Annotated in this window: 18 protein-coding genes; 15 read left to right on the top strand and 3 right to left on the bottom strand. The window is 60.0% G+C overall.

The genetic code is table 11. From position 1 onward, the window contains the following. Positions 1 to 9 precede the first annotated feature (9 nt). Positions 10 to 1674 carry a methyl-accepting chemotaxis protein gene (gene tsr, locus IM304_RS06495; protein ID WP_193354786.1) on the bottom strand — a complete coding sequence of 555 codons (1665 nt, stop codon included), beginning with the start codon at positions 1672 to 1674 and terminating at the stop codon, positions 10 to 12. Between the two features lie 84 nt (positions 1675 to 1758). Further along, positions 1759 to 2199 carry a homoprotocatechuate degradation operon regulator HpaR gene (hpaR, locus tag IM304_RS06500; RefSeq protein ID WP_148422030.1) on the bottom strand — a complete coding sequence of 147 codons (441 nt, stop codon included), beginning with the start codon at positions 2197 to 2199 and terminating at the stop codon, positions 1759 to 1761. Positions 2200 to 2467: 268 nt separating this feature from the next. Here hpaR and hpaG point away from each other — a divergent pair, with 268 nt between their 5' ends. From hpaG to yjiA, 13 genes are all read left to right on the top strand, one after another. Continuing rightward, positions 2468 to 3745 carry a 4-hydroxyphenylacetate degradation bifunctional isomerase/decarboxylase gene (gene hpaG / locus IM304_RS06505; RefSeq protein WP_193354787.1) on the top strand — a complete coding sequence of 426 codons (1278 nt, stop codon included), beginning with the start codon at positions 2468 to 2470 and terminating at the stop codon, positions 3743 to 3745. Next, complete coding sequence (gene hpaE, locus IM304_RS06510; protein WP_176608784.1) at positions 3742 to 5208, top strand: 5-carboxymethyl-2-hydroxymuconate semialdehyde dehydrogenase; 1467 nt, start codon at positions 3742 to 3744, stop codon at positions 5206 to 5208. Before hpaG ends, hpaE begins: the two co-directional genes overlap by 4 nt. Positions 5209 to 5210: 2 nt before the next feature. Continuing rightward, positions 5211 to 6062, top strand: coding sequence for a 3,4-dihydroxyphenylacetate 2,3-dioxygenase (hpaD, locus tag IM304_RS06515; RefSeq protein ID WP_193354788.1), 852 nt, complete (start codon positions 5211 to 5213; stop codon positions 6060 to 6062). A 9-nt stretch (positions 6063 to 6071) separates the two neighbouring features. Beyond that, positions 6072 to 6452, top strand: coding sequence for a 5-carboxymethyl-2-hydroxymuconate Delta-isomerase (locus IM304_RS06520; RefSeq protein WP_193354789.1), 381 nt, complete (start codon positions 6072 to 6074; stop codon positions 6450 to 6452). 130 nt (positions 6453 to 6582) lie between these two features. Then, on the top strand, positions 6583 to 7386 hold the full coding sequence (hpaH, locus tag IM304_RS06525) for a 2-oxo-hept-4-ene-1,7-dioate hydratase (protein ID WP_193354790.1): 804 nt from the start codon (positions 6583 to 6585) through the stop codon (positions 7384 to 7386). A gap of 10 nt (positions 7387 to 7396) precedes the next feature. Next, a complete protein-coding gene (hpaI, locus tag IM304_RS06530) occupies positions 7397 to 8191 on the top strand; it encodes a 4-hydroxy-2-oxoheptanedioate aldolase (RefSeq protein WP_193354791.1) in 795 nt (264 codons plus the stop codon). A 21-nt stretch (positions 8192 to 8212) separates the two neighbouring features. Further along, complete coding sequence (hpaX, locus tag IM304_RS06535; protein ID WP_193354792.1) at positions 8213 to 9556, top strand: 4-hydroxyphenylacetate permease; 1344 nt, start codon at positions 8213 to 8215, stop codon at positions 9554 to 9556. Beyond that, positions 9528 to 10454: a 4-hydroxyphenylacetate catabolism regulatory protein HpaA gene (hpaA, locus tag IM304_RS06540; protein ID WP_193354793.1), complete on the top strand. Its 927-nt coding sequence runs from the start codon at positions 9528 to 9530 to the stop codon at positions 10452 to 10454. The genes hpaX and hpaA overlap by 29 nt, the downstream gene beginning before the upstream one ends. 184 nt (positions 10455 to 10638) lie before the next feature. Next, on the top strand, positions 10639 to 12201 hold the full coding sequence (gene hpaB / locus IM304_RS06545) for a 4-hydroxyphenylacetate 3-monooxygenase, oxygenase component (RefSeq protein ID WP_148422045.1): 1563 nt from the start codon (positions 10639 to 10641) through the stop codon (positions 12199 to 12201). Between the two features lie 17 nt (positions 12202 to 12218). Continuing rightward, entirely contained in the window at positions 12219 to 12728 is a 510-nt protein-coding gene (locus tag IM304_RS06550; protein ID WP_148422047.1) for a 4-hydroxyphenylacetate 3-monooxygenase reductase subunit, read from the top strand. A 283-nt stretch (positions 12729 to 13011) separates the two neighbouring features. Further along, complete coding sequence (locus IM304_RS06555; RefSeq protein WP_193354794.1) at positions 13012 to 15165, top strand: carbon starvation CstA family protein; 2154 nt, start codon at positions 13012 to 13014, stop codon at positions 15163 to 15165. Between the two features lie 100 nt (positions 15166 to 15265). Next, positions 15266 to 15469, top strand: coding sequence for a YbdD/YjiX family protein (locus tag IM304_RS06560; protein ID WP_003856610.1), 204 nt, complete (start codon positions 15266 to 15268; stop codon positions 15467 to 15469). Positions 15470 to 15479: 10 nt separating this feature from the next. Further along, a complete protein-coding gene (yjiA, locus tag IM304_RS06565; protein ID WP_148422050.1) occupies positions 15480 to 16433 on the top strand; it encodes a GTPase in 954 nt (317 codons plus the stop codon). Between the two features lie 78 nt (positions 16434 to 16511). Here yjiA and IM304_RS06570 read toward each other — a convergent pair whose 3' ends face one another. After that, complete coding sequence (locus tag IM304_RS06570) at positions 16512 to 17870, bottom strand: esterase-like activity of phytase family protein (RefSeq protein ID WP_193354795.1); 1359 nt, start codon at positions 17868 to 17870, stop codon at positions 16512 to 16514. Between the two features lie 411 nt (positions 17871 to 18281). Here IM304_RS06570 and IM304_RS06575 point away from each other — a divergent pair, with 411 nt between their 5' ends. Both IM304_RS06575 and IM304_RS06580 read left to right on the top strand, forming a co-directional pair. Then, positions 18282 to 18827, top strand: coding sequence for a YfaZ family outer membrane protein (locus IM304_RS06575; protein ID WP_193354796.1), 546 nt, complete (start codon positions 18282 to 18284; stop codon positions 18825 to 18827). Then, positions 18827 to 19147, top strand: coding sequence for a hypothetical protein (locus tag IM304_RS06580; RefSeq protein ID WP_148422055.1), 321 nt, complete (start codon positions 18827 to 18829; stop codon positions 19145 to 19147). The genes IM304_RS06575 and IM304_RS06580 overlap by 1 nt, the downstream gene beginning before the upstream one ends. The last annotated feature ends 28 nt before the right edge of the window (positions 19148 to 19175 follow it).

Consider the following 19175-nt stretch of genomic DNA (forward strand, 5'->3'; position numbering starts at 1 on the left):
CGCGCGGCGTCAGAACGTTTCCCAGTTATCGCCCGCGTCCGCGGTAGCCGGTTTACGCGCCACTACCGGTGCCGCAACGCTTTTCGCGGAAGCGAACTCGCGCGCTTTCTGCTGCTCCTGCTGAATGCGGAACACCGCCACGGCCTGCGTCAGACGGCTCGCCTGCTCTTCCAGCGCCGCTGCCGCAGCAGCAGACTCCTCTACCAGCGAGGCGTTCTGCTGGGTCACGCGATCCATCTCCGCTACCGCCAGGCCGACCTGGTCGATACCGCGGCTCTGCTCGTCAGACGCAGACGCAATCTCGCCCATGATGTCCGTCACGCGAGTGACCGCATTCACGATTTCACCCATGGTTTCACCGGCGCTTTCCACCAGCGTAGACCCCACTTCGACACGGCCCACGGAGTCTTCAATCAGGCTCTTGATTTCACGGGCGGCCTGGGCGCTGCGCTGCGCCAGGTTACGCACTTCACCCGCAACAACCGCAAAGCCGCGGCCCTGCTCGCCCGCACGCGCCGCTTCTACCGCCGCGTTCAGCGCCAGGATGTTGGTCTGGAAGGCAATACCGTCGATCACGCTGATAATATCGGCGATTTTCTGCGAGCTGCCGGCGATATCACGCATGGTTTGCACCACGTTATCCACTACCTTCCCGCCTTTCTGCGCGGTTTCGGATGCGCTCAGCGCCAGGTTGCTCGCCTGACGGGCGTTCTCGGCGTTTTGCTTCACGGTCGCGGTCAGCTGCTCCATGCTGGCTGCGGTCTCTTCCAGCGACGCCGCCTGCTGCTCGGTACGGGAAGAGAGATCGTTATTGCCCATCGAGATTTCGCTCGCGCCGCTGTAAATGGCGTTCGCGCCGTTACGCACGTCGCCCACGGTGCGGACCAGCTCGCCCTGCATGTGGCGCAGGGAGTCGGCCAGCTCACCCATCTCGTTGGTGCCTTCCACGTCGATGGGCTTCACCAGGTCGCCGCTGGCGATATGGCGAATGCTGTCGATCAGACGGGTCATCGGAGAAATGAGCGCCTGACGAATGCCGAGCCAGACGGCTACAATCACCACCAGCACCGCAATCAGTACGCTAATCAGCACCCAGATAGCCTGGTGATAAGAGCTGTTGCTGTCTTCAACCGCGGTCTGATACAGCGCGTCGTTCTGCTGCAGATAGCTGACGTACTGCTTCTCAAAGCCATCCTGATAGCTCTGGGTCGGCTGGTCGAAGAACTCGTTGATTTTGCCGGCACCCAGCAGCTGGATCAGCTCAGCCAGCGCGCCGTGGTAGATATCGTAGTTACGTTTAATTTCAAGCGCCGCAGCGTCGCTCTGGCGCGGATCGCGCGGCAGCGCTTCGTAATCCGCCCAGTTTTTTTCCGCCTGCTTCAGAGACGCGGAGGCAATCTGCATCAGCTCGGCGACGGTTGAGCCGCTGCCGATATTGTTCTGATCCATCATGTAGCGGATACCCGCGCGGTTCAGGGTATTACGGGTTTGCAGCAGCGCCACCCAGCTGCCGTTCAGGGTGGACTGCTGCTGGCGAATGGTTTGCAGGATGGTGAAATTCTCTTTGTCGTGCTTCAGGGCATTGAAGAAAAGACCACCGGACGTGAGTTGTAAAAGGCCAAATATCGCTAAAACCAGCATTAAGCTGGTGACAATCTTGATACGGTTTAACATGTTTTCGTTTTCCTCAGACAGATAACAGAATTTTCGGCCTGGTAAGGGAAAACTTTACGAAAATCATCCTGGAATTTAGGGTTTTTACTCTTCGTCCCGCGCGGCAATATGCCGGTTTCCGAGTTCAATAAACTCCTCCAGCAGCGCCGTCAGCTGCTTCATCTTCTCCGGCGTATACTCCGCCTCAATCTGCTGGTACGCCTCTTCCACCTGTGCCTGAGCACGCTGGTACAGCGCGTTACCCTCTCTGGTGAGCGACACGTACAGCTTGCGCTGGTCGTTCACCGGCTTTAAGCGCAGCACCAGGCCGTCGCGCTCCATGCGCGTCAGAATGCCGGTCAGGCTCGGGCGCAAAATGCAGGTGCGAAACGCCAGGTCGTGAAAATCCATGGAGGGATGCTCGGCCAGCACGCGCACAATACGCCACTGCTGCTCGGTCAGGTTATGCCGCTTCACAATCGGGCGGAAGTAGCCCATCGCCGCTTCCCGCGCCTGCAGCAGCGCGATGGTTAATGAATCATGCATAGCCTTCCCCTCACATCATTAACAAGTAAACAATCCAAAAAAGACGTTTTTATAAACAACACGTTTTAAGTCAAAAAGTCTAACAGAATCAGCGCCATTTTTTTAACACATTAATTTTATTAGTTTTTAATCCTTATATGTAAATTTATTGTTATTCATATCACAAATTATTCACTTCTGATTGCGAAACGAACAGCAAAAGCATAAAACCAGATCATTAACATATTAATGAAATCCAAACCGGTCATCCGGCCCGAGGAGTATGTCAATGAAAGGTACCGTTTTTGCCGTGGCGCTGAACCACCGAAGCCAGCGAGAAGCCTGGGCTGACGCCTTTGAAAAAGCCCCCTACAACGCGCCGCCACAAACGGCGGTATGGTTTATCAAGCCGCACAACACCGCGATCCGCGCAGGCGAACCGATCCCCTTCCCGCAGGGCGAAACGGTGCTAAGCGGCGCGACGGTCGCGCTGGTGGTGGGTAAAACCGCCAGCAGGGTACGGGTGGAGGATGCCGGAGCGTACATCGCGGGATATGCGCTGGCCAACGAGGTGAGCCTGCCGGAAGAGAGCTTCTACCGCCCGGCCATCAAGGCCAAATGCCGGGACGGGTTTTGCCCGACTGGCGAGCTGGCTGCCGTCGGCAACGTCGATAACCTGACCATCGTCACCGAAATCAACGGCCGTGAAGCGGATCGCTGGAGCACCGCCGATCTGCACCGCGGCGCCGCCGAACTGCTGAGCGCCCTGAGCGAGTTTGCCACCCTGAACCCCGGGGATGCGATATTGCTCGGCACCCCGCAAAACCGCGTTGAGATCCGCCCGGGCGATCGGGTACGCATTCTGGCAGAAGGTTTCCCGCCGCTGGAAAACCCGGTGGTTGATGAACGCGACGTCGCCCTCGCGCAAAGCGCGCGCCCGCACCCCACGCTGTTTGCCCTCGGCCTGAACTATGCCGATCACGCCAGCGAACTGGACTTCAGGCCGCCGACCGAGCCGCTGGTGTTTATCAAAGCGCCGAACACCTTCAACGGCGACAGCCAGACCTCGGTGCGCCCGAACGGCGTTGAATACATGCATTACGAAGCGGAGCTGGTGGTGGTCATCGGCAAAACCGCGCGCAAGGTCAGCGAAGCCGAGGCGATGGACTATGTTGCGGGCTATACGGTCTGCAACGACTACGCCATCCGCGACTACCTGGAAAACTACTACCGCCCGAACCTGCGGGTAAAAAGCCGCGACGGGCTGACGCCCATTTCCCCCAACATCGTGCCGAAAGCGGCGATCCCCGACCCGCACAGCCTCACCCTGCGCACCTTCGTCAACGGCGAGCTGCGTCAGGAAGGCACCACCGCAGATCTCATTTTCAGCATCCCGTACCTGATTGCGTACCTGAGCGATTTCATGACCCTGCAGCCGGGCGACATGATTGCCACCGGCACGCCGAAGGGGCTGTCCAACGTGGTACCGGGCGATGAGGTGGTGGTGGAAGTGGAGGGCGTGGGCCGCCTGGTGAACCGCATTGTCAGCGAGGAGACAACAAAATGAAAAAGATTAACCACTGGATCAACGGTAAAAACGTCGCCGGAAGCGAGTACTTCCACACCACGAATCCGGCCTCCGGCGAGGTATTAGCGGAAGTGGCCTCCGGCGGTGAAGCCGAGGTTCATCAGGCCGTAGCCGCCGCCAAAGAGGCGTTCCCGAAATGGGCCAACCTGCCGATGAAGGAGCGCGCGCGCCTGATGCGTCGCCTGGGCGATCTGATTGACCAGAACGTGCCGGACATTGCCGCGATGGAAACCGCCGATACCGGCCTGCCGATCCACCAGACCAAAAACGTGCTGATCCCCCGCGCCTCGCACAACTTCGAGTTCTTCGCCGAGGTGTGCCAGCAGATGAACGGCAAAACCTACCCGGTCGACGACAAGATGCTTAACTACACCCTCGTGCAGCCGGTGGGCGTCTGCGCGCTGGTGTCGCCGTGGAACGTGCCGTTTATGACCGCCACCTGGAAGGTCGCCCCCTGCCTCGCGCTGGGCAATACCGCGGTGCTGAAGATGTCTGAACTCTCCCCGCTGACCGCCGACCGTCTGGGCGAGCTGGCGCTGGAGGCGGGCATTCCGGCGGGGGTGCTGAACGTGGTTCAGGGCTACGGCGCGACGGCAGGCGATGCGCTGGTGCGCCATCACGACGTGCGGGCCGTCTCCTTCACCGGCGGCACCGCCACCGGGCGCAACATCATGAAAAACGCCGGGCTGAAGAAATACTCCATGGAGCTGGGCGGCAAATCCCCGGTGCTGATTTTTGAGGATGCGGACATCGAGCGCGCGCTGGACGCCGCCCTGTTCACCATCTTCTCCATCAACGGCGAGCGCTGCACCGCGGGCTCGCGCATCTTCATCCAGCAGAGTATCTACCCGGAATTCGTGAAGCGCTTCGCCGAGCGCGCCAGCCGCCTGCGCGTGGGCGATCCGACCGATCCCAACACCCAGATTGGCGCGCTGATTAGCAAGCCACACTGGGAGAAAGTCTCCGGCTATATCCGCCTTGGCATTGAGGAGGGCGCGACCCTGCTGGCGGGCGGCCCGGACAAGCCGACCGATCTGCCCGCGCACCTGAAGGGGGGTAACTTCCTGCGTCCGACCGTGCTGGCGGACGTCGACAACCGCATGCGCGTGGCGCAGGAGGAGATCTTCGGGCCGGTGGCCTGCCTGCTGCCGTTCAGGGACGAAGCGGAAGGCCTGCGCCTTGCCAACGACGTGGAGTACGGCCTGGCGTCGTACATCTGGACCCAGGACGTCAGCAAGGTGCTGCGCCTGGCGCGCAGTATCGAAGCGGGCATGGTGTTCGTGAATACCCAGAACGTGCGCGACCTGCGCCAGCCGTTTGGCGGCGTGAAGGCCTCCGGCACCGGGCGCGAAGGCGGCGAGTACAGCTTTGAAGTCTTCGCGGAGATGAAGAACGTCTGCATCTCCATGGGCGACCATCCGATTCCAAAATGGGGGATCTGACAATGGGCAAGTTAGCGTTAGCGGCGAAAATTACCCACGTACCGTCGATGTATCTTTCTGAACTGCCGGGAAAAAACCACGGCTGCCGCCAGTCGGCCATCGACGGGCATAAGGAGATTAGCAAGCGCTGCCGCGAGCTGGGCGTGGACACCATCATCGTGTTCGACACCCACTGGCTGGTGAACAGCGCGTACCACATCAACTGTGCGGACCATTTTTCAGGCGTCTACACCAGCAACGAGCTGCCGCACTTTATCCGCGACATGGCCTACGACTACGACGGCAACCCGGAGCTGGGCCAGCTGATCGCCGACGAGGCGGTCAAGCTCGGCGTGCGCGCCAAAGCGCACAACATTCCGAGCCTCAAGCTGGAATACGGCACGCTGGTGCCGATGCGCTACATGAACGCGGATAAGCACTTCAGGGTGGTCTCCATCTCGGCGTTCTGCACGGTTCACGACTTCGCCGACAGCCGCAGGCTGGGCGAGGCCATCGTCAGCGCCATTGAGAAATACGACGGCACCGTGGCGGTGCTCGCCAGCGGCTCGCTGTCGCACCGCTTTATCGACGACCAGCGGGCGGAGGAAGGGATGAACAGCTACACCCGCGAGTTCGACCGCCAGATGGACGAGCGGGTAGTGAAGCTGTGGCGCGAGGGCCAGTTTAAGGAGTTTTGCAGCATGCTGCCGGAGTACGCCGACTACTGCTACGGCGAGGGCAACATGCACGACACGGTGATGCTGCTGGGCATGCTCGGCTGGGACAACTACGACGGCAAGGTGGAGTTCCTCACCGAGCTGTTCGCCAGCTCCGGCACCGGCCAGGTCAACGCCGTTTTCCCGCTGCCCGCATAAGGAGCCACCATGCCGCACTTTATAGCCGAATGTACCGACAACATCCGCGAGCAGGCTGACCTGCCGGGGCTGTTCGCCAAAGTGAACGAGGCGCTGGCCGCCACCGGCATTTTCCCCATCGGCGGTATCCGCAGCCGCGCCCACTGGCTGGATACCTGGCAGATGGCCGACGGCAGGCACGATTACGCCTTTGTCCATATGACGCTGAAGATTGGCGCCGGACGCAGCCTGGAGAGCCGCGAGGCCGTGGGGGAGATGCTGTTTGCGCTGATCAAAGCGCATTTTGCCGACCTCATGGCCGCCCGCTATCTGGCGCTGTCGTTTGAGCTCGACGAACTGCACCCGACGCTCAATTACAAACAAAACAACGTGCACGCGCTGTTTACGTAACACGCTCGATCGATCCCCTCTCCCTTTGGGAGAGGGTTAGGGTGAGGGGATACCTCTGCGGCCCGATGCCCTCACCCCGTCCCTCTCCCGTCGGGAGAGGGAGAAACCAAACCTAAAACAGGATATCGCCATGCTCGATAAACACACCCATACCCTGATCGCCCACCGCCTGCATCAGGCGGAGCAGTCCCGGGAGCAGATCCGCGCGATCTCGCTGGAGTACCCGGAGATCACGATTGAAGACGCCTACGCCGTACAGCGCGAATGGGTGAGCCTGAAGATCGCCGAAGGCCGCGTGCTGAAGGGCCACAAGATCGGCCTCACCTCGAAAGCGATGCAGGCCAGCTCGCAGATTAGCGAGCCGGACTACGGCGCGCTGCTGGACGACATGTTCTTCCACGACGGCAGCGACATCCCCGTCGATCGCTTTATCGTTCCGCGCATCGAGGTGGAGCTGGCGTTCGTGCTGGCCAAGCCGCTGCGCGGCCCGAACTGCACCATCTTCGACGTCTACAACGCCACGGATTACGTCATTCCCGCGCTGGAGCTGATCGACGCCCGCTGCCACAACGTCGACCCGGAGACACGGCGCCCGCGCAAGGTGTTCGACACTATTTCCGATAACGCCGCCAACGCGGGCGTGATCCTCGGCGGCCGCCCGATTAAGCCCGACGCGCTGGATCTGCGCTGGATCTCCGCCCTGCTCTACCGCAACGGCGTCATCGAAGAGACCGGCGTCGCCGCGGGGGTGCTCAACCACCCGGCCAACGGCGTGGCGTGGCTGGCGAACAAGCTTGCGCCGTACGACGTGCAGCTTGAGCCGGGGCAGATCATCCTCGGCGGCTCCTTTACCCGCCCGGTGCCCGCCAGCAGAGGCGACACCTTCCACGTGGACTACGGCAATATGGGCTCCATCAGCTGCCGCTTTGTGTAAGGAGACATTCATGCAAAACGCATTCAAAGCGGCGCTGCAGGCAGGCCGCCCGCAAATCGGCTTATGGCTGGGACTGACCAGCAGCTACAGCGCCGAGCTGCTGGCCGGAGCAGGCTTCGACTGGCTGCTTATTGACGGCGAGCACGCGCCGAACAGCGTGCAGACCGTGTTAACCCAGCTGCAGGCCATCGCCCCTTATCCAAGCCAGCCGGTGGTGCGCCCGTCGTGGAACGATCCGGTGCAGATCAAACAGCTGCTGGACGTGGGGGCGCAAACCCTGCTGGTGCCGATGGTACAAAACGCCGAGGAGGCCCGTCTGGCGGTCCGTTCCACGCGCTATCCGCCCGCGGGCATTCGCGGCGTCGGCAGCGCCCTGGCGCGGGCCTCGCGCTGGAACCGCATCCCGGACTACCTGCACCAGGCCAACGACGCCATGTGCGTGCTGGTGCAAATCGAAACCCGCGAGGCGCTGAAAAACCTGCCGCAGATCCTGGACGTGGACGGCGTCGACGGGGTGTTTATCGGCCCGGCGGATCTGAGCGCCGACATGGGCTATGCCGGTAATCCGCAGCACCCGGAAGTGCAGGCGGCCATTGAACAGGCGATCGCGCAGATCCTCGGCGCAGGGAAAGCGCCCGGGATCCTGATGGCCAACGAGCTGCTGGCCAAACGCTATCTCGAACTCGGCGCGCTGTTCGTTGCGGTCGGCGTGGATACCACCCTGCTCGCGCGCGGCGCCGAAGCGCTGGCAGCCCGCTTTACCGACGTCACCACAGCAGTTGATAACAATAAATCCGTCTACTAAACGTACGATGTGGAGCGCAACATGACGACCTCAACCCTGCAAAACAAAGCTGTTGAACATCGCGTTATAAATAAGCTGTTCCGTCGTTTAATCGTGTTTCTCTTTATCCTGTTTGTTTTTTCGTTTCTCGACCGCATCAACATCGGCTTTGCCGGGCTGACGATGGGCAAGGATCTGGGCCTCACCTCGACCATGTTTGGCCTGGCCGCGACGCTCTTTTACGTCACCTACGTGCTGTGCGGGATCCCGAGCAACATCATGCTGGCGAAGATCGGCGCGCGCCGCTGGATCGCCGGGATCATGGTGGTGTGGGGCATCGCCTCCACCTGTACCATGTTCGCCACCAGCCCGGAAACGCTTTACGTGCTGCGTATGCTGGTGGGCATTGCCGAAGCCGGTTTCCTGCCGGGGATCCTGGTCTATCTCACCTGGTGGTTCCCCGCGTATCACCGCGCCCGCGCCAACGCGCTGTTTATGATCGCCATGCCGGTAACCATGATGCTCGGCTCGATCCTCTCCGGGTACATCCTGGCGATGGACGGGCTGTGGAACCTGAAGGGCTGGCAGTGGCTGTTTCTGCTGGAAGGACTGCCGTCGGTGGTGCTCGGCGTGGTGACCTGGTTCTACCTCAACGACACGCCGGATGAGGCTACCTGGCTGGATGATGACGAAAAGCAGGCGCTGAAAACGATGATCGCCCGCGAGCAGGAAATGGCGATTGCGCACGCCGCCACGCCGCGCTCGACGCTTCGCGAGGTACTGACGCCCGCCGTGCTGCTCTACACCCTGGCCTACTTCTGTCTGACCAACACGTTAAGCGCCATCAACATCTGGACGCCGCAGATCCTGCAAAGCTTCAACACCGGCAGCAGCAATATCACCATCGGCCTGCTGGCGGCGATCCCGCAGTTTTGCACCATCCTCGGGATGATCTGGTGGAGCCGCCGCTCCGACAGGCTGAAAGAGCGAAAAAAGCACACCATCCTGCCGTACCTGTTTGCGGCGGCAGGCTGGATGCTGGCCTCGGCGACCGATCACAGCCTGATCCAGCTCCTTGGCATCATCATGGCCTCAACCGGATCGTTTACCGCCATGGCGATATTCTGGACCACGCCGGATCGGGTTATCAGCCTGCAGTCACGCGCGGTAGCCCTGGCGGTGATCAACGCCATCGGTAACGTGGGTTCCGCCGTCAGCCCGTTGCTGATTGGGATCCTGCGCGATGCGACCGGCAGCTTCAGTTCAGGGCTGTGGTTCGTGGCCGGGCTGCTGCTGGTGGGCGCGCTGGTGCTGACGCGCATCCCGATGACGCAGCGGGATCAACAGAGGAACGATCATGTGCCAGAGCCCCATCGCCAACATTGATATCAGCAAGGAGTACGACGAAAGTCTGGGCACCGACGATGTGCACTATCAGTCGTTCGCCCGCATGGCGGCCTTTTTTGGCCGCGACATGCAGGCGCATCGTCACGACCAGTACTTCCAGATGCACTTTCTCGATACCGGGCAGATTGAGCTCCAGCTCGACGATCATCGCTACTCGGTGCAGGCGCCGCTGTTCGTCCTCACGCCGCCGTCGGTGCCGCACGCGTTTATCACCGAATCCGACAGCGACGGCCACGTGCTGACGGTGCAGGAAGATCTGATCTGGCCGCTGCTGGAGGTGCTCTACCCCGGCACGCGGGAAGCGTTCGGCCTGCCGGGGATTTGCCTCTCGATGGCCGACAAGCCTGACGAGCTGGCGGCGCTCAGGCACTACTGGCAGCTGATCGCGCGGGAATCCACCTCCCAGCTGCCGGGGCGTGAGCACACGCTGGTCCTGCTGGCGCAGGCGGTGTTTACCCTGCTGCTGCGCAACGCGAAGCTCGACGACCACGCTTCAGGCGGAATGCGCGGCGAGCTGAAGCTGTTCCAGCGCTTTAACCAACTCATTGATACCCACTATCACCTGCACTGGACGGTGCCGGAATACGCCAGCGAGCTGCACCTCACCGAATCCCGGCTGACGGACATCTGCCGCCGCTTCGCCAACCGCTCACCAAAACGGCTGATCTTCGACCGCCAGCTGCGGGAGGCCAGGCGCCTGCTGCTGTTTTCCGACAGCGCGGTCAGCGAAATAGCCTGGCAGCTGGGGTTTAAGGATCCGGCCTATTTCGCCCGTTTTTTCAATCGCCTGACCGGGTGCTCGCCAAGCGCGTATCGGGCGCAGAAAGTACCGGTTTCCCCTCACCCCGGCCCTCTCCCCAAGGGGGAGAGGGTGTAATTGTTCCCTCTCCCCTTTGGGGAGAGGGTTAGGGTGAGGGGACAACGATCACAAATCCCCTCACCACCCGAAAAGTACCCGCCGTTGTCCCAATCGTCCCTTCACGGTCCGCCCTTCTCACGCTTCAATTAAACAACAAAAACAAAACATAAATTTAACAAACATCTTCCGATACGAGGTCCCTATGAAGCCTGAAGAGTTCCGCGCCGATGCCAAACGTCCGTTAACGGGTGAAGAGTATTTAAAAAGCCTGCAGGACGGTCGTGAGATTTACATCTACGGCGAGCGCGTCAAAGACGTTACCACCCATCCGGCATTCCGCAACGCGGCGGCCTCCATCGCGCAGATGTACGACGCCCTGCACAAGCCGGACATGCAGGATACGCTCTGCTGGGGCACCGACACCGGCAGCGGCGGCTATACCCATAAGTTCTTCCGCGTGGCGAAAAGCGCCGACGACCTGCGCCAGCAGCGCGACGCCATCGCCGAGTGGTCGCGCCTGAGCTACGGCTGGATGGGCCGCACGCCGGACTATAAAGCCGCGTTCGGCTGCGCGCTCGGCGCTAACCCGGCCTTCTACGGCCAGTTCGAGCAGAACGCCCGCAGCTGGTACACCCGCATTCAGGAAACCGGCCTGTACTTCAACCACGCCATCGTTAACCCGCCGATTGACCGCCATAAGCCGGCGGACGAGGTGAAGGACGTCTACATCAAGCTGGAGAAAGAGACCGACGCCGGGATTATCGTCAGCGGCGCAAAAGTGGTGGCCACCAACTCGGCGCTGACCCACTACAACATGATCGGCTTCGGCTCCGCGCAGGTGATGGGCGAAAACCCGGACTTCGCGCTGATGTTCGTCGCGCCAATGGACGCCGAGGGCGTGAAGCTGATCTCCCGCGCCTCTTACGAAATGGTGGCAGGCGCCACCGGCTCCCCGTACGACTATCCGCTCTCCAGCCGCTTCGACGAGAACGACGCGATCCTGGTGATGGATCACGTGCTGATCCCATGGGAAAACGTGCTGATCTACCGTGATTTCGACCGCTGCCGCCGCTGGACGATGGAAGGGGGCTTCGCCCGCATGTACCCGCTTCAGGCCTGCGTGCGTCTGGCGGTGAAGCTCGACTTTATCACCGCCCTGTTGAAGAAATCGCTGGAGTGCACCGGCACCCTCGAGTTCCGCGGCGTGCAGGCGGATCTGGGCGAAGTGGTCGCCTGGCGCAACATGTTCTGGGCGCTGAGCGACTCCATGTGCTCCGAAGCCACGCCGTGGGTCAACGGCGCGTACCTGCCCGATCACGCGGCGCTGCAGACCTACCGCGTAATGGCGCCAATGGCCTACGCGAAGATCAAGAACATCATCGAGCGCAACGTCACCTCCGGGCTGATCTACCTGCCGTCCAGCGCGCGGGATCTGAACAACCCGCAGATCGACCAGTACCTGGCGAAATACGTGCGCGGCTCCAACGGCATGGATCACGTCGAGCGCATCAAGATTTTGAAGCTGATGTGGGATGCCATCGGCAGCGAGTTTGGCGGCCGTCACGAGCTGTACGAAATCAACTACTCCGGGAGCCAGGACGAAATTCGCCTTCAGTGCCTGCGCCAGGCGCAGAGCTCGGGCAACATGGACAAGATGATGGCGATGGTCGACCGCTGCATGTCCGAGTACGACCAGCACGGCTGGACCGTACCGCACCTGCACAACAACACCGATATCAACATGCTGGATAAGCTGCTGAAATAACGCAGCGGGAGGTTTCAATGCAATCAGAAGAACGCCTGCGTTTTCGCGACGCGATGGCCAGCCTGTCGGCGGCGGTCAACGTCATCACCACCGAGGGTGAGGCCGGTCGCTGCGGCATTACCGCCACCGCCGTCTGTTCCGTTACGGACACGCCGCCGTCGCTGATGGTGTGCATCAACGCCAGCAGCGCCATGAACCCGGTCTTTCAGGGCAACGGCAAGCTGTGCGTTAACGTGCTGAACCACGAGCAGGAGATCATGGCCCGCCACTTTGCCGGGATGACGGGCATGGCAATGGAGGAGCGCTTTGCCCTCTCCTGCTGGCAGAAAGGCCCGCTGGCGCAGCCGGTACTGAAAGGGGCGCTGGCAAGCCTGGAAGGGGAGATAGCCCAGGTGCAAACTATCGGCACCCATCTGGTTTACCTCGTTGAAATTAAGAACATCATCCTCAGCGGCGAGGGGCACGGCCTGATCTACTTCAGGCGCCGTTTCCATCCGGTGATGCTGGAGATGGAAGCCGCGGTGTAATGCCGTTGCGCAAAAAACGCTGAGGTTCCGCACGGGTGTGGGCGGCCACGCCCGGCAGTGCTGGATTATTCTTAGTGATCTCAATCACATATTTCCCTCCACTGAGGGCGAGTCCTGACCACTCGCCCTCGCTTTTGACCGCTCACGCATCGCTTTCAACCACTCACCCATTTACCGTCCTTTACGCGCGCGAGGATCTGGCACGATCGCTCCAGCATTAATCAATACCTCCTCACAACGAACCCTGACCCTTTTTTCTTTACATAAAAAACCAGGTCTTACTATGGATACTAAAAAACTACTGAAGCACGTGCCCTGGGCCTTACTCGGGATCCTCGGCGCTTTCTGTCTGGCGGTTGTCGCATTACGCCGGGGCGAGCACGTAAGCGCCCTGTGGATCGTGGTCGCGTCGGTTTCCGTCTACCTTGTGGCTTATCGCTACTACAGCTTATACATCGCGCAGAAGGTCATGAAGCTCGACCCGACGCGCGCTACCCCGGCGGTCATTAACAATGACGGCCTGAACTACGTGCCAACCAACCGCTACGTGCTGTTTGGCCACCACTTTGCCGCCATTGCAGGCGCTGGCCCGCTGGTCGGCCCGGTGCTGGCCGCGCAGATGGGCTACCTGCCGGGTACGCTCTGGCTGCTGGCGGGCGTGGTGCTAGCGGGGGCGGTGCAGGACTTTATGGTGCTGTTTATCTCCTCGCGCCGTAACGGCTCGTCGCTGGGTGAGATGATCAAAGAAGAGATGGGCCGCGTGCCGGGCACTATCGCCCTGTTTGGCTGCTTCCTGATTATGATCATCATCCTGGCGGTGCTGGCGTTAATCGTGGTGAAAGCGCTGGCCGAAAGCCCGTGGGGCGTCTTTACCGTCTGCTCTACCGTACCGATTGCGCTGTTCATGGGCATCTACATGCGCTTCCTGCGCCCTGGCCGCGTGGGCGAGGTGTCGGTTATCGGTATCGTGCTGCTGGTCGCCTCTATCTACTTCGGCGGCGTGATTGCGCACGACCCGTACTGGGGCCCGGCGCTGACCTTTAAGGACACCACCATCACCTTCGCGCTGATCGGTTACGCGTTCATCTCTGCCCTTCTGCCGGTGTGGCTGATTCTGGCACCGCGCGACTACCTGGCGACCTTCCTGAAAATCGGCGTAATCGTCGGGCTGGCAATCGGTATTGTGATCATCAACCCGGAGCTGAAAATGCCGGCGGTGACCCAGTACATTGACGGCACCGGCCCGCTGTGGAAAGGCGCCCTGTTCCCGTTCCTGTTTATTACTATCGCCTGCGGCGCCGTGTCTGGCTTCCACGCGCTGATCGCCTCCGGCACCACGCCGAAGCTGATGGCCAACGAAACCGACGCGCGCTTCATCGGTTACGGCGCGATGCTGATGGAGTCCTTCGTGGCGATCATGGCGCTGGTTGCGGCATCTATTATCGAGCCAGGCCTGTACTTCGCGATGAACACGCCGCCGGCGGGTCTGGGCATCACCATGCCAAACCTGCATGAAATGGGCGGCGAAAATACCGCAATGATTATGGCCCAGCTGAAAGAGGCCAGCGTACACGCGGCGGCGACCGTCAGCTCCTGGGGCTTTGTGATCTCGCCTGAGCAGATCATGCAGACCGCGAAAGACATCGGCGAACCGTCCGTGCTGAACCGCGCAGGTGGCGCACCGACGCTGGCGGTGGGTATCGCTCACGTGTTCCATAAAGTGCTGCCGTGGGCGGACATGGGCTTCTGGTACCACTTCGGTATTCTGTTCGAAGCGCTGTTCATCCTCACCGCGCTGGATGCCGGTACCCGCGCGGGCCGCTTCATGCTGCAGGACCTGCTGGGTAACTTCGTGCCGTTCCTGAAGAAAACCGACTCTCTGGTGGCGGGCGTTCTCGGTACGGCGGGCTGCGTCGGCCTGTGGGGCTACCTGCTGTATCAGGGCGTTGTTGACCCGCTCGGCGGCGTTAAGAGCCTGTGGCCGCTGTTCGGCATCTCTAACCAGATGCTGGCGGCAGTGGCGCTGGTGCTTGGTACCGTTGTGCTGGTGAAGATGAAGCGCACCAAATACATCTGGGTCACCGTGGTGCCTGCGCTGTGGCTGCTGCTCTGCACCACCTGGGCGCTGGGTCTGAAGCTGTTCAGCAGCAACCCGCAGCTGGAAGGCTTCTTCTACATGGCTAACCAGTACAAGGAGAAGATCGCCGCAGGCGGCGCGGATCTGACCGCGCAGCAGATTGCCAACATGAACCATATCGTGGTGAACAACTACACCAACGCGGGCCTGAGCATTCTGTTCCTGGTGGTGGTGTACAGCATCATCTTCTACGGCATCAAAACCTGGATGAAGGTGCGTAACGCTGATGGTCGTACGGATAAAGAGACCCCGTACGTGCCGGTGCCGGAAGGCGGCGTGAAGACCTCTTCCCACCATTAATCCGCAATCCTCCCCCTCTCCCTTTGGGAGAGGGCTGGGGTGAGGAGAACACAAGCCCAGCGGACTCACATCGCCGGGCTTTTTCTTATCAGGACCCGTTATGTTTGGTAACTTAGGCGAAGCAAAAAAATACCTCGGTCAGGCGGCGAAAATGCTGATTGGCATTCCGGACTATGACAACTACGTTGAGCATATGAAGACCAACCATCCGGATAAGCCGTACATGACCTACACCGAATTCTTCCGCGAGCGTCAGGAAGCGCGCTACGGCGGAAGTGGAGAAGGCGGCGTCCGCTGCTGCTAAAGGAGAGACCATGACCCCGATTGCCGTTACCCTGCTGACCGGTTTTCTCGGCGCCGGTAAAACCACCCTGCTGCGCCACATTCTGAACGAGCAGCACGGCTTTAAAATCGCCGTCATTGAAAACGAGTTCGGCGAAGTCTCCGTTGACGACCAGCTGATTGGCGATCGCGCCACCCAGATCAAAACCTTGACCAACGGCTGCATCTGCTGCACCCGCTCCAGCGAGCTGGAAAATGCCCTGCTGGACCTGCTCGACAGCCGCGATCGCGGTGAAATCGACTTTGACCGTCTGGTGATCGAGTGCACCGGCATGGCCGACCCTGGCCCGATCGTTCAGACCTTTTTCTCCCACGATATTCTTTGCCAGCGCTACCTGCTGGACGGCGTCATCGCCCTGGTCGATGCGGCCCACGCCGACGAGCAGATGAACCAGTTCACCATCGCCCAGTCCCAGGTGGGCTACGCCGACCGCATCCTGCTGACCAAAACCGACGTGGCGGGCGACAGCGTTAAGCTGCGCGAGCGCCTGACGCGCATTAACTCCCGCGCGCCGATTTACACCGTGACGCACGGCGATATCGACCTGTCCCGGCTGTTCAACACTAACGGCTTTATGCTGGAAGAGAATATCACCGCGAAACCGCGCTTCCACTTTATGTCCGACAAGCAAAACGACGTGGCGTCGATCGTGGTGGAGCTGGACTACCCGGTAGATATCGGCGAGGTCTCCCGCGTGATGGAGAACCTGCTGCTGTCGTTTGCGGATAAGCTGCTGCGCTATAAGGGCATGCTGTGGATCGACGGCGAACCAAACCGCCTGCTGTTCCAGGGCGTGCAGCGCCTCTACAGCGCCGACTGGGATCGTCCGTGGGGCGAGGAAACGCCGCACAGCGTGATGGTGTTTATCGGAATCCAGCTGCCGGAAGAAGAAATTCGGGCGGCGTTTGCGGGGCTGAAGAAATAACCTCTCCGTTTAACTACGCGCACCGAACAATCCCCTCTCCCTTTGGGAGAGGGTTAGGGTGAGGGGTAAGAGATAAACTTATTTCAACGCCTCCGGCAGCGTCACAATCCACAGCTCGCTGTCTGATTCCGGTTTCTTCAGCGGCTTCACGCTGAGGGTCGTTTCCACCGGCTTATCATCCAGCGTCAGCGCACCCTGCGCGTTCACCCGATAATCCTTGAGCTTCTTGCCCTCGACCGGCTTTTGCATCGCCACCTTCACGCCAAAGTCGTTATCGTTCGCCACCGCCAGCGTTTTACCGTCAATCAGCGCCAGCCCTTCGGCCTTTTCCTGCTGCCAGCCCAGCGCGCGCAGGTCGACCACCTGCGTTTTTTTAGCAAGCGTAATGCCGCGCTGCGCCAGCGTTTTCGCGTCATCAAACTCCGGGTACTCGCCCGGCCTGTCGAACGCCGTCAGGTCGCTCGCGTTGCGCAAATCGACCCTGTAGATGAGGTTGCGCATCGCGTCGTTTTTATCTTCGCCCTGTTCAATCAGCAGGACAGAGTGGTCATCCAGCGCCACGATGTCGCCAATTTTGGCGTCGCTGTTCTTACCGTAAACTTCACTGTCGACGGGGTAGCCGTACATCGCGGTTTTGCCGGTCGCCGGATCGAAGCTCACCAGACGCGTAAACAGCGCCTGCTTTTTGCTCTTACCGTCGATATCCAGCGTGCTTTGCACGGCGGCGATAATACGCCCGTCCGGCATCCGGGTTAGCCCTTCAAAGCCCCGGTTTGCCTGACGCCATTTGATAACGTTGGGCAAACCGCCCGCAATGGATTTCTCCCCTTCTGCCGCCTGCGGGCCGTGGATCGCCAGAATTTTACCCTTGCTGTCGATGTTGATCAGGAACGGGCCGTACTCGTCGCACAGCCAGTAGCCGCCCTTCCCGTCCGGCGTGATGCCTTCCGTATCCAGCCCGCGGTTGTCGCCCTTGAGCACCTTTAAAGCGTCGCTGTACGCCACTTCATTGGTCGAGCCAATCACGCCGTTTTCCAGCGGCAGGCCGTTAATCTCGCCTTTATCGTCATGCAGCGGGCGCGCATCCACGGCCTCCGCTTTGCCGTTTTGCACGCGAATCGTCATCAGCAGCGGGGCGAAATCCGGCGTCACGAAGATCTTGGCGTCGTTTTTCCCCACCTTTGGCGAATCCGCATTGGGGCCGCGATCGGTGACGGTCGCGAAGGTCAGGGTATCGCCCTGCCTGCCGGTGAACAGCAAGCCTGAACCAATCCCCACCGGAAGCCCGTTCGGAAACGCGCCGGCAAACGCACCGCTGTATTTTACGTGCGAGCCGTCGGGAAAGCTGACGACGTAGCGCTCAGCGGTTGGCTGTGCCGCCAGGCCAGAGAAAGAGAGCGCACAGCCGATAAGCACAGGAATGATTTTTCTTTTCATATTGTTAGCATCCATAAAGTGAAGCCAACAACGTAATGAAGAAACGTGTCAGAAAAATGACATGGCGGGCGCACGGATCCGTCCGAAAGGGTGTATATCAATCACCAGAAATGTAAACCTCTGTCTTTATCTGTGACAGTTGAAATACTTTTGGAAATTATTAGAAACCCAATTAATTCACCCTGAATGACTATTTGCGCCTCGTTCATTCACCGTTTAGCCAGAAATATAAACTTTACCTAAACGCGAATTTATTGCGCATTGACGACAGGCCAAACAAACATTCATGCAACATTTAAGATTCAATAAATATACATAATCAGCATAAAACCGCGATATGCATCACATTTGCAGTCATAAACATCGCTTGTTAAGGTGCCCTCAGATTAATTTGATGACGAGGGCATACTCATGAAAAAACTTAACGTTCTGATCCTTTCCGCACTGACCGCCGTATCGGGCTCCGCGCTGGCCATGGGCGGCAGCATCGAGCAGGGTAAAAACTTTACCAACCTGAACGTGGAAATGGGTAAATCCACCTCCGGTCTGTACACCGAAGGCAACTGGCTGAAAAACACCGATGACGGCACCCAGACCGGCGGCGTGGGCGCAGGCTACAACGTCGAAGTCGGCCCGGTGATTCTGAACGCTGGCGCGAAGGCTATCTACATCGGCCCGAAAAAAGGTGATAACGGCGTGGCGTTCCCCATCGGCGGCGGCGTGAACGTTGCCCTGACCGACAGCATCCGCGTGTTTGGTGAAGGTTACGTTGCGCCGGACGGCCTGAACAACAGCGTGAAGAACTACGTTGAAGCCAACGGCGGCGTTAGCTGGACTCCGATCAAACCGGTAACGCTGAAGGTGGGCTACCGCCACGTGAGCGTTGACGGTAAAGACGGCCGTCCAAACCACACGCTGATCGACGGCGCCTACGTGGGCGGTGGAGTGAGTTTCTGATGAAACCCCGCATAGCCGCGCTTTGTGTTTTAAGCATCACGGTCATGCTTGCCGGTTGTGTCCAGTACAAATGGGTTAAGCCAGGCGTCAGTGATGCTGAGATGAATAAGAAGCTCACGGAATGCGAAGCGCAGGCGCTTATCGATCTGCCCCCGGATAACGTCGTGACCGGTTCAAGCTCGGAAAAAACGGACAAGAAGCATAAGAAAAAGGATGTTTCAACGAGCTACACGGTGGAAGACGCGAATGAATATCGCCGGGATACGCTCGTTGACAGCTGCATGTTCAAAAGCGGCTGGGACAAGATTGAAGTGCAATAAATTTCCTGAAAAAAACCTGCCGGATGGC

It is taken from the genome of Enterobacter cloacae complex sp. P40C2, assembly GCF_014930695.1.
Classification (GTDB): Bacteria; Pseudomonadota; Gammaproteobacteria; order Enterobacterales; family Enterobacteriaceae; genus Enterobacter; species Enterobacter pasteurii.

Coding starts and splice junctions, on each gene's coding strand:
- tsr (WP_193354786.1), bottom strand. CDS start 1,674: ATGTTAAACCGTATCAAGATTGTCACCAGCTTAATGCTGGTTTTAGCG.
- hpaR (WP_148422030.1), bottom strand. CDS start 2,199: ATGCATGATTCATTAACCATCGCGCTGCTGCAGGCGCGGGAAGCGGCG.
- hpaG (WP_193354787.1), top strand. CDS start 2,468: ATGAAAGGTACCGTTTTTGCCGTGGCGCTGAACCACCGAAGCCAGCGA.
- hpaE (WP_176608784.1), top strand. CDS start 3,742: ATGAAAAAGATTAACCACTGGATCAACGGTAAAAACGTCGCCGGAAGC.
- hpaD (WP_193354788.1), top strand. CDS start 5,211: ATGGGCAAGTTAGCGTTAGCGGCGAAAATTACCCACGTACCGTCGATG.
- IM304_RS06520 (WP_193354789.1), top strand. CDS start 6,072: ATGCCGCACTTTATAGCCGAATGTACCGACAACATCCGCGAGCAGGCT.
- hpaH (WP_193354790.1), top strand. CDS start 6,583: ATGCTCGATAAACACACCCATACCCTGATCGCCCACCGCCTGCATCAG.
- hpaI (WP_193354791.1), top strand. CDS start 7,397: ATGCAAAACGCATTCAAAGCGGCGCTGCAGGCAGGCCGCCCGCAAATC.
- hpaX (WP_193354792.1), top strand. CDS start 8,213: ATGACGACCTCAACCCTGCAAAACAAAGCTGTTGAACATCGCGTTATA.
- hpaA (WP_193354793.1), top strand. CDS start 9,528: ATGTGCCAGAGCCCCATCGCCAACATTGATATCAGCAAGGAGTACGAC.
- hpaB (WP_148422045.1), top strand. CDS start 10,639: ATGAAGCCTGAAGAGTTCCGCGCCGATGCCAAACGTCCGTTAACGGGT.
- IM304_RS06550 (WP_148422047.1), top strand. CDS start 12,219: ATGCAATCAGAAGAACGCCTGCGTTTTCGCGACGCGATGGCCAGCCTG.
- IM304_RS06555 (WP_193354794.1), top strand. CDS start 13,012: ATGGATACTAAAAAACTACTGAAGCACGTGCCCTGGGCCTTACTCGGG.
- IM304_RS06560 (WP_003856610.1), top strand. CDS start 15,266: ATGTTTGGTAACTTAGGCGAAGCAAAAAAATACCTCGGTCAGGCGGCG.
- yjiA (WP_148422050.1), top strand. CDS start 15,480: ATGACCCCGATTGCCGTTACCCTGCTGACCGGTTTTCTCGGCGCCGGT.
- IM304_RS06570 (WP_193354795.1), bottom strand. CDS start 17,870: ATGAAAAGAAAAATCATTCCTGTGCTTATCGGCTGTGCGCTCTCTTTC.
- IM304_RS06575 (WP_193354796.1), top strand. CDS start 18,282: ATGAAAAAACTTAACGTTCTGATCCTTTCCGCACTGACCGCCGTATCG.
- IM304_RS06580 (WP_148422055.1), top strand. CDS start 18,827: ATGAAACCCCGCATAGCCGCGCTTTGTGTTTTAAGCATCACGGTCATG.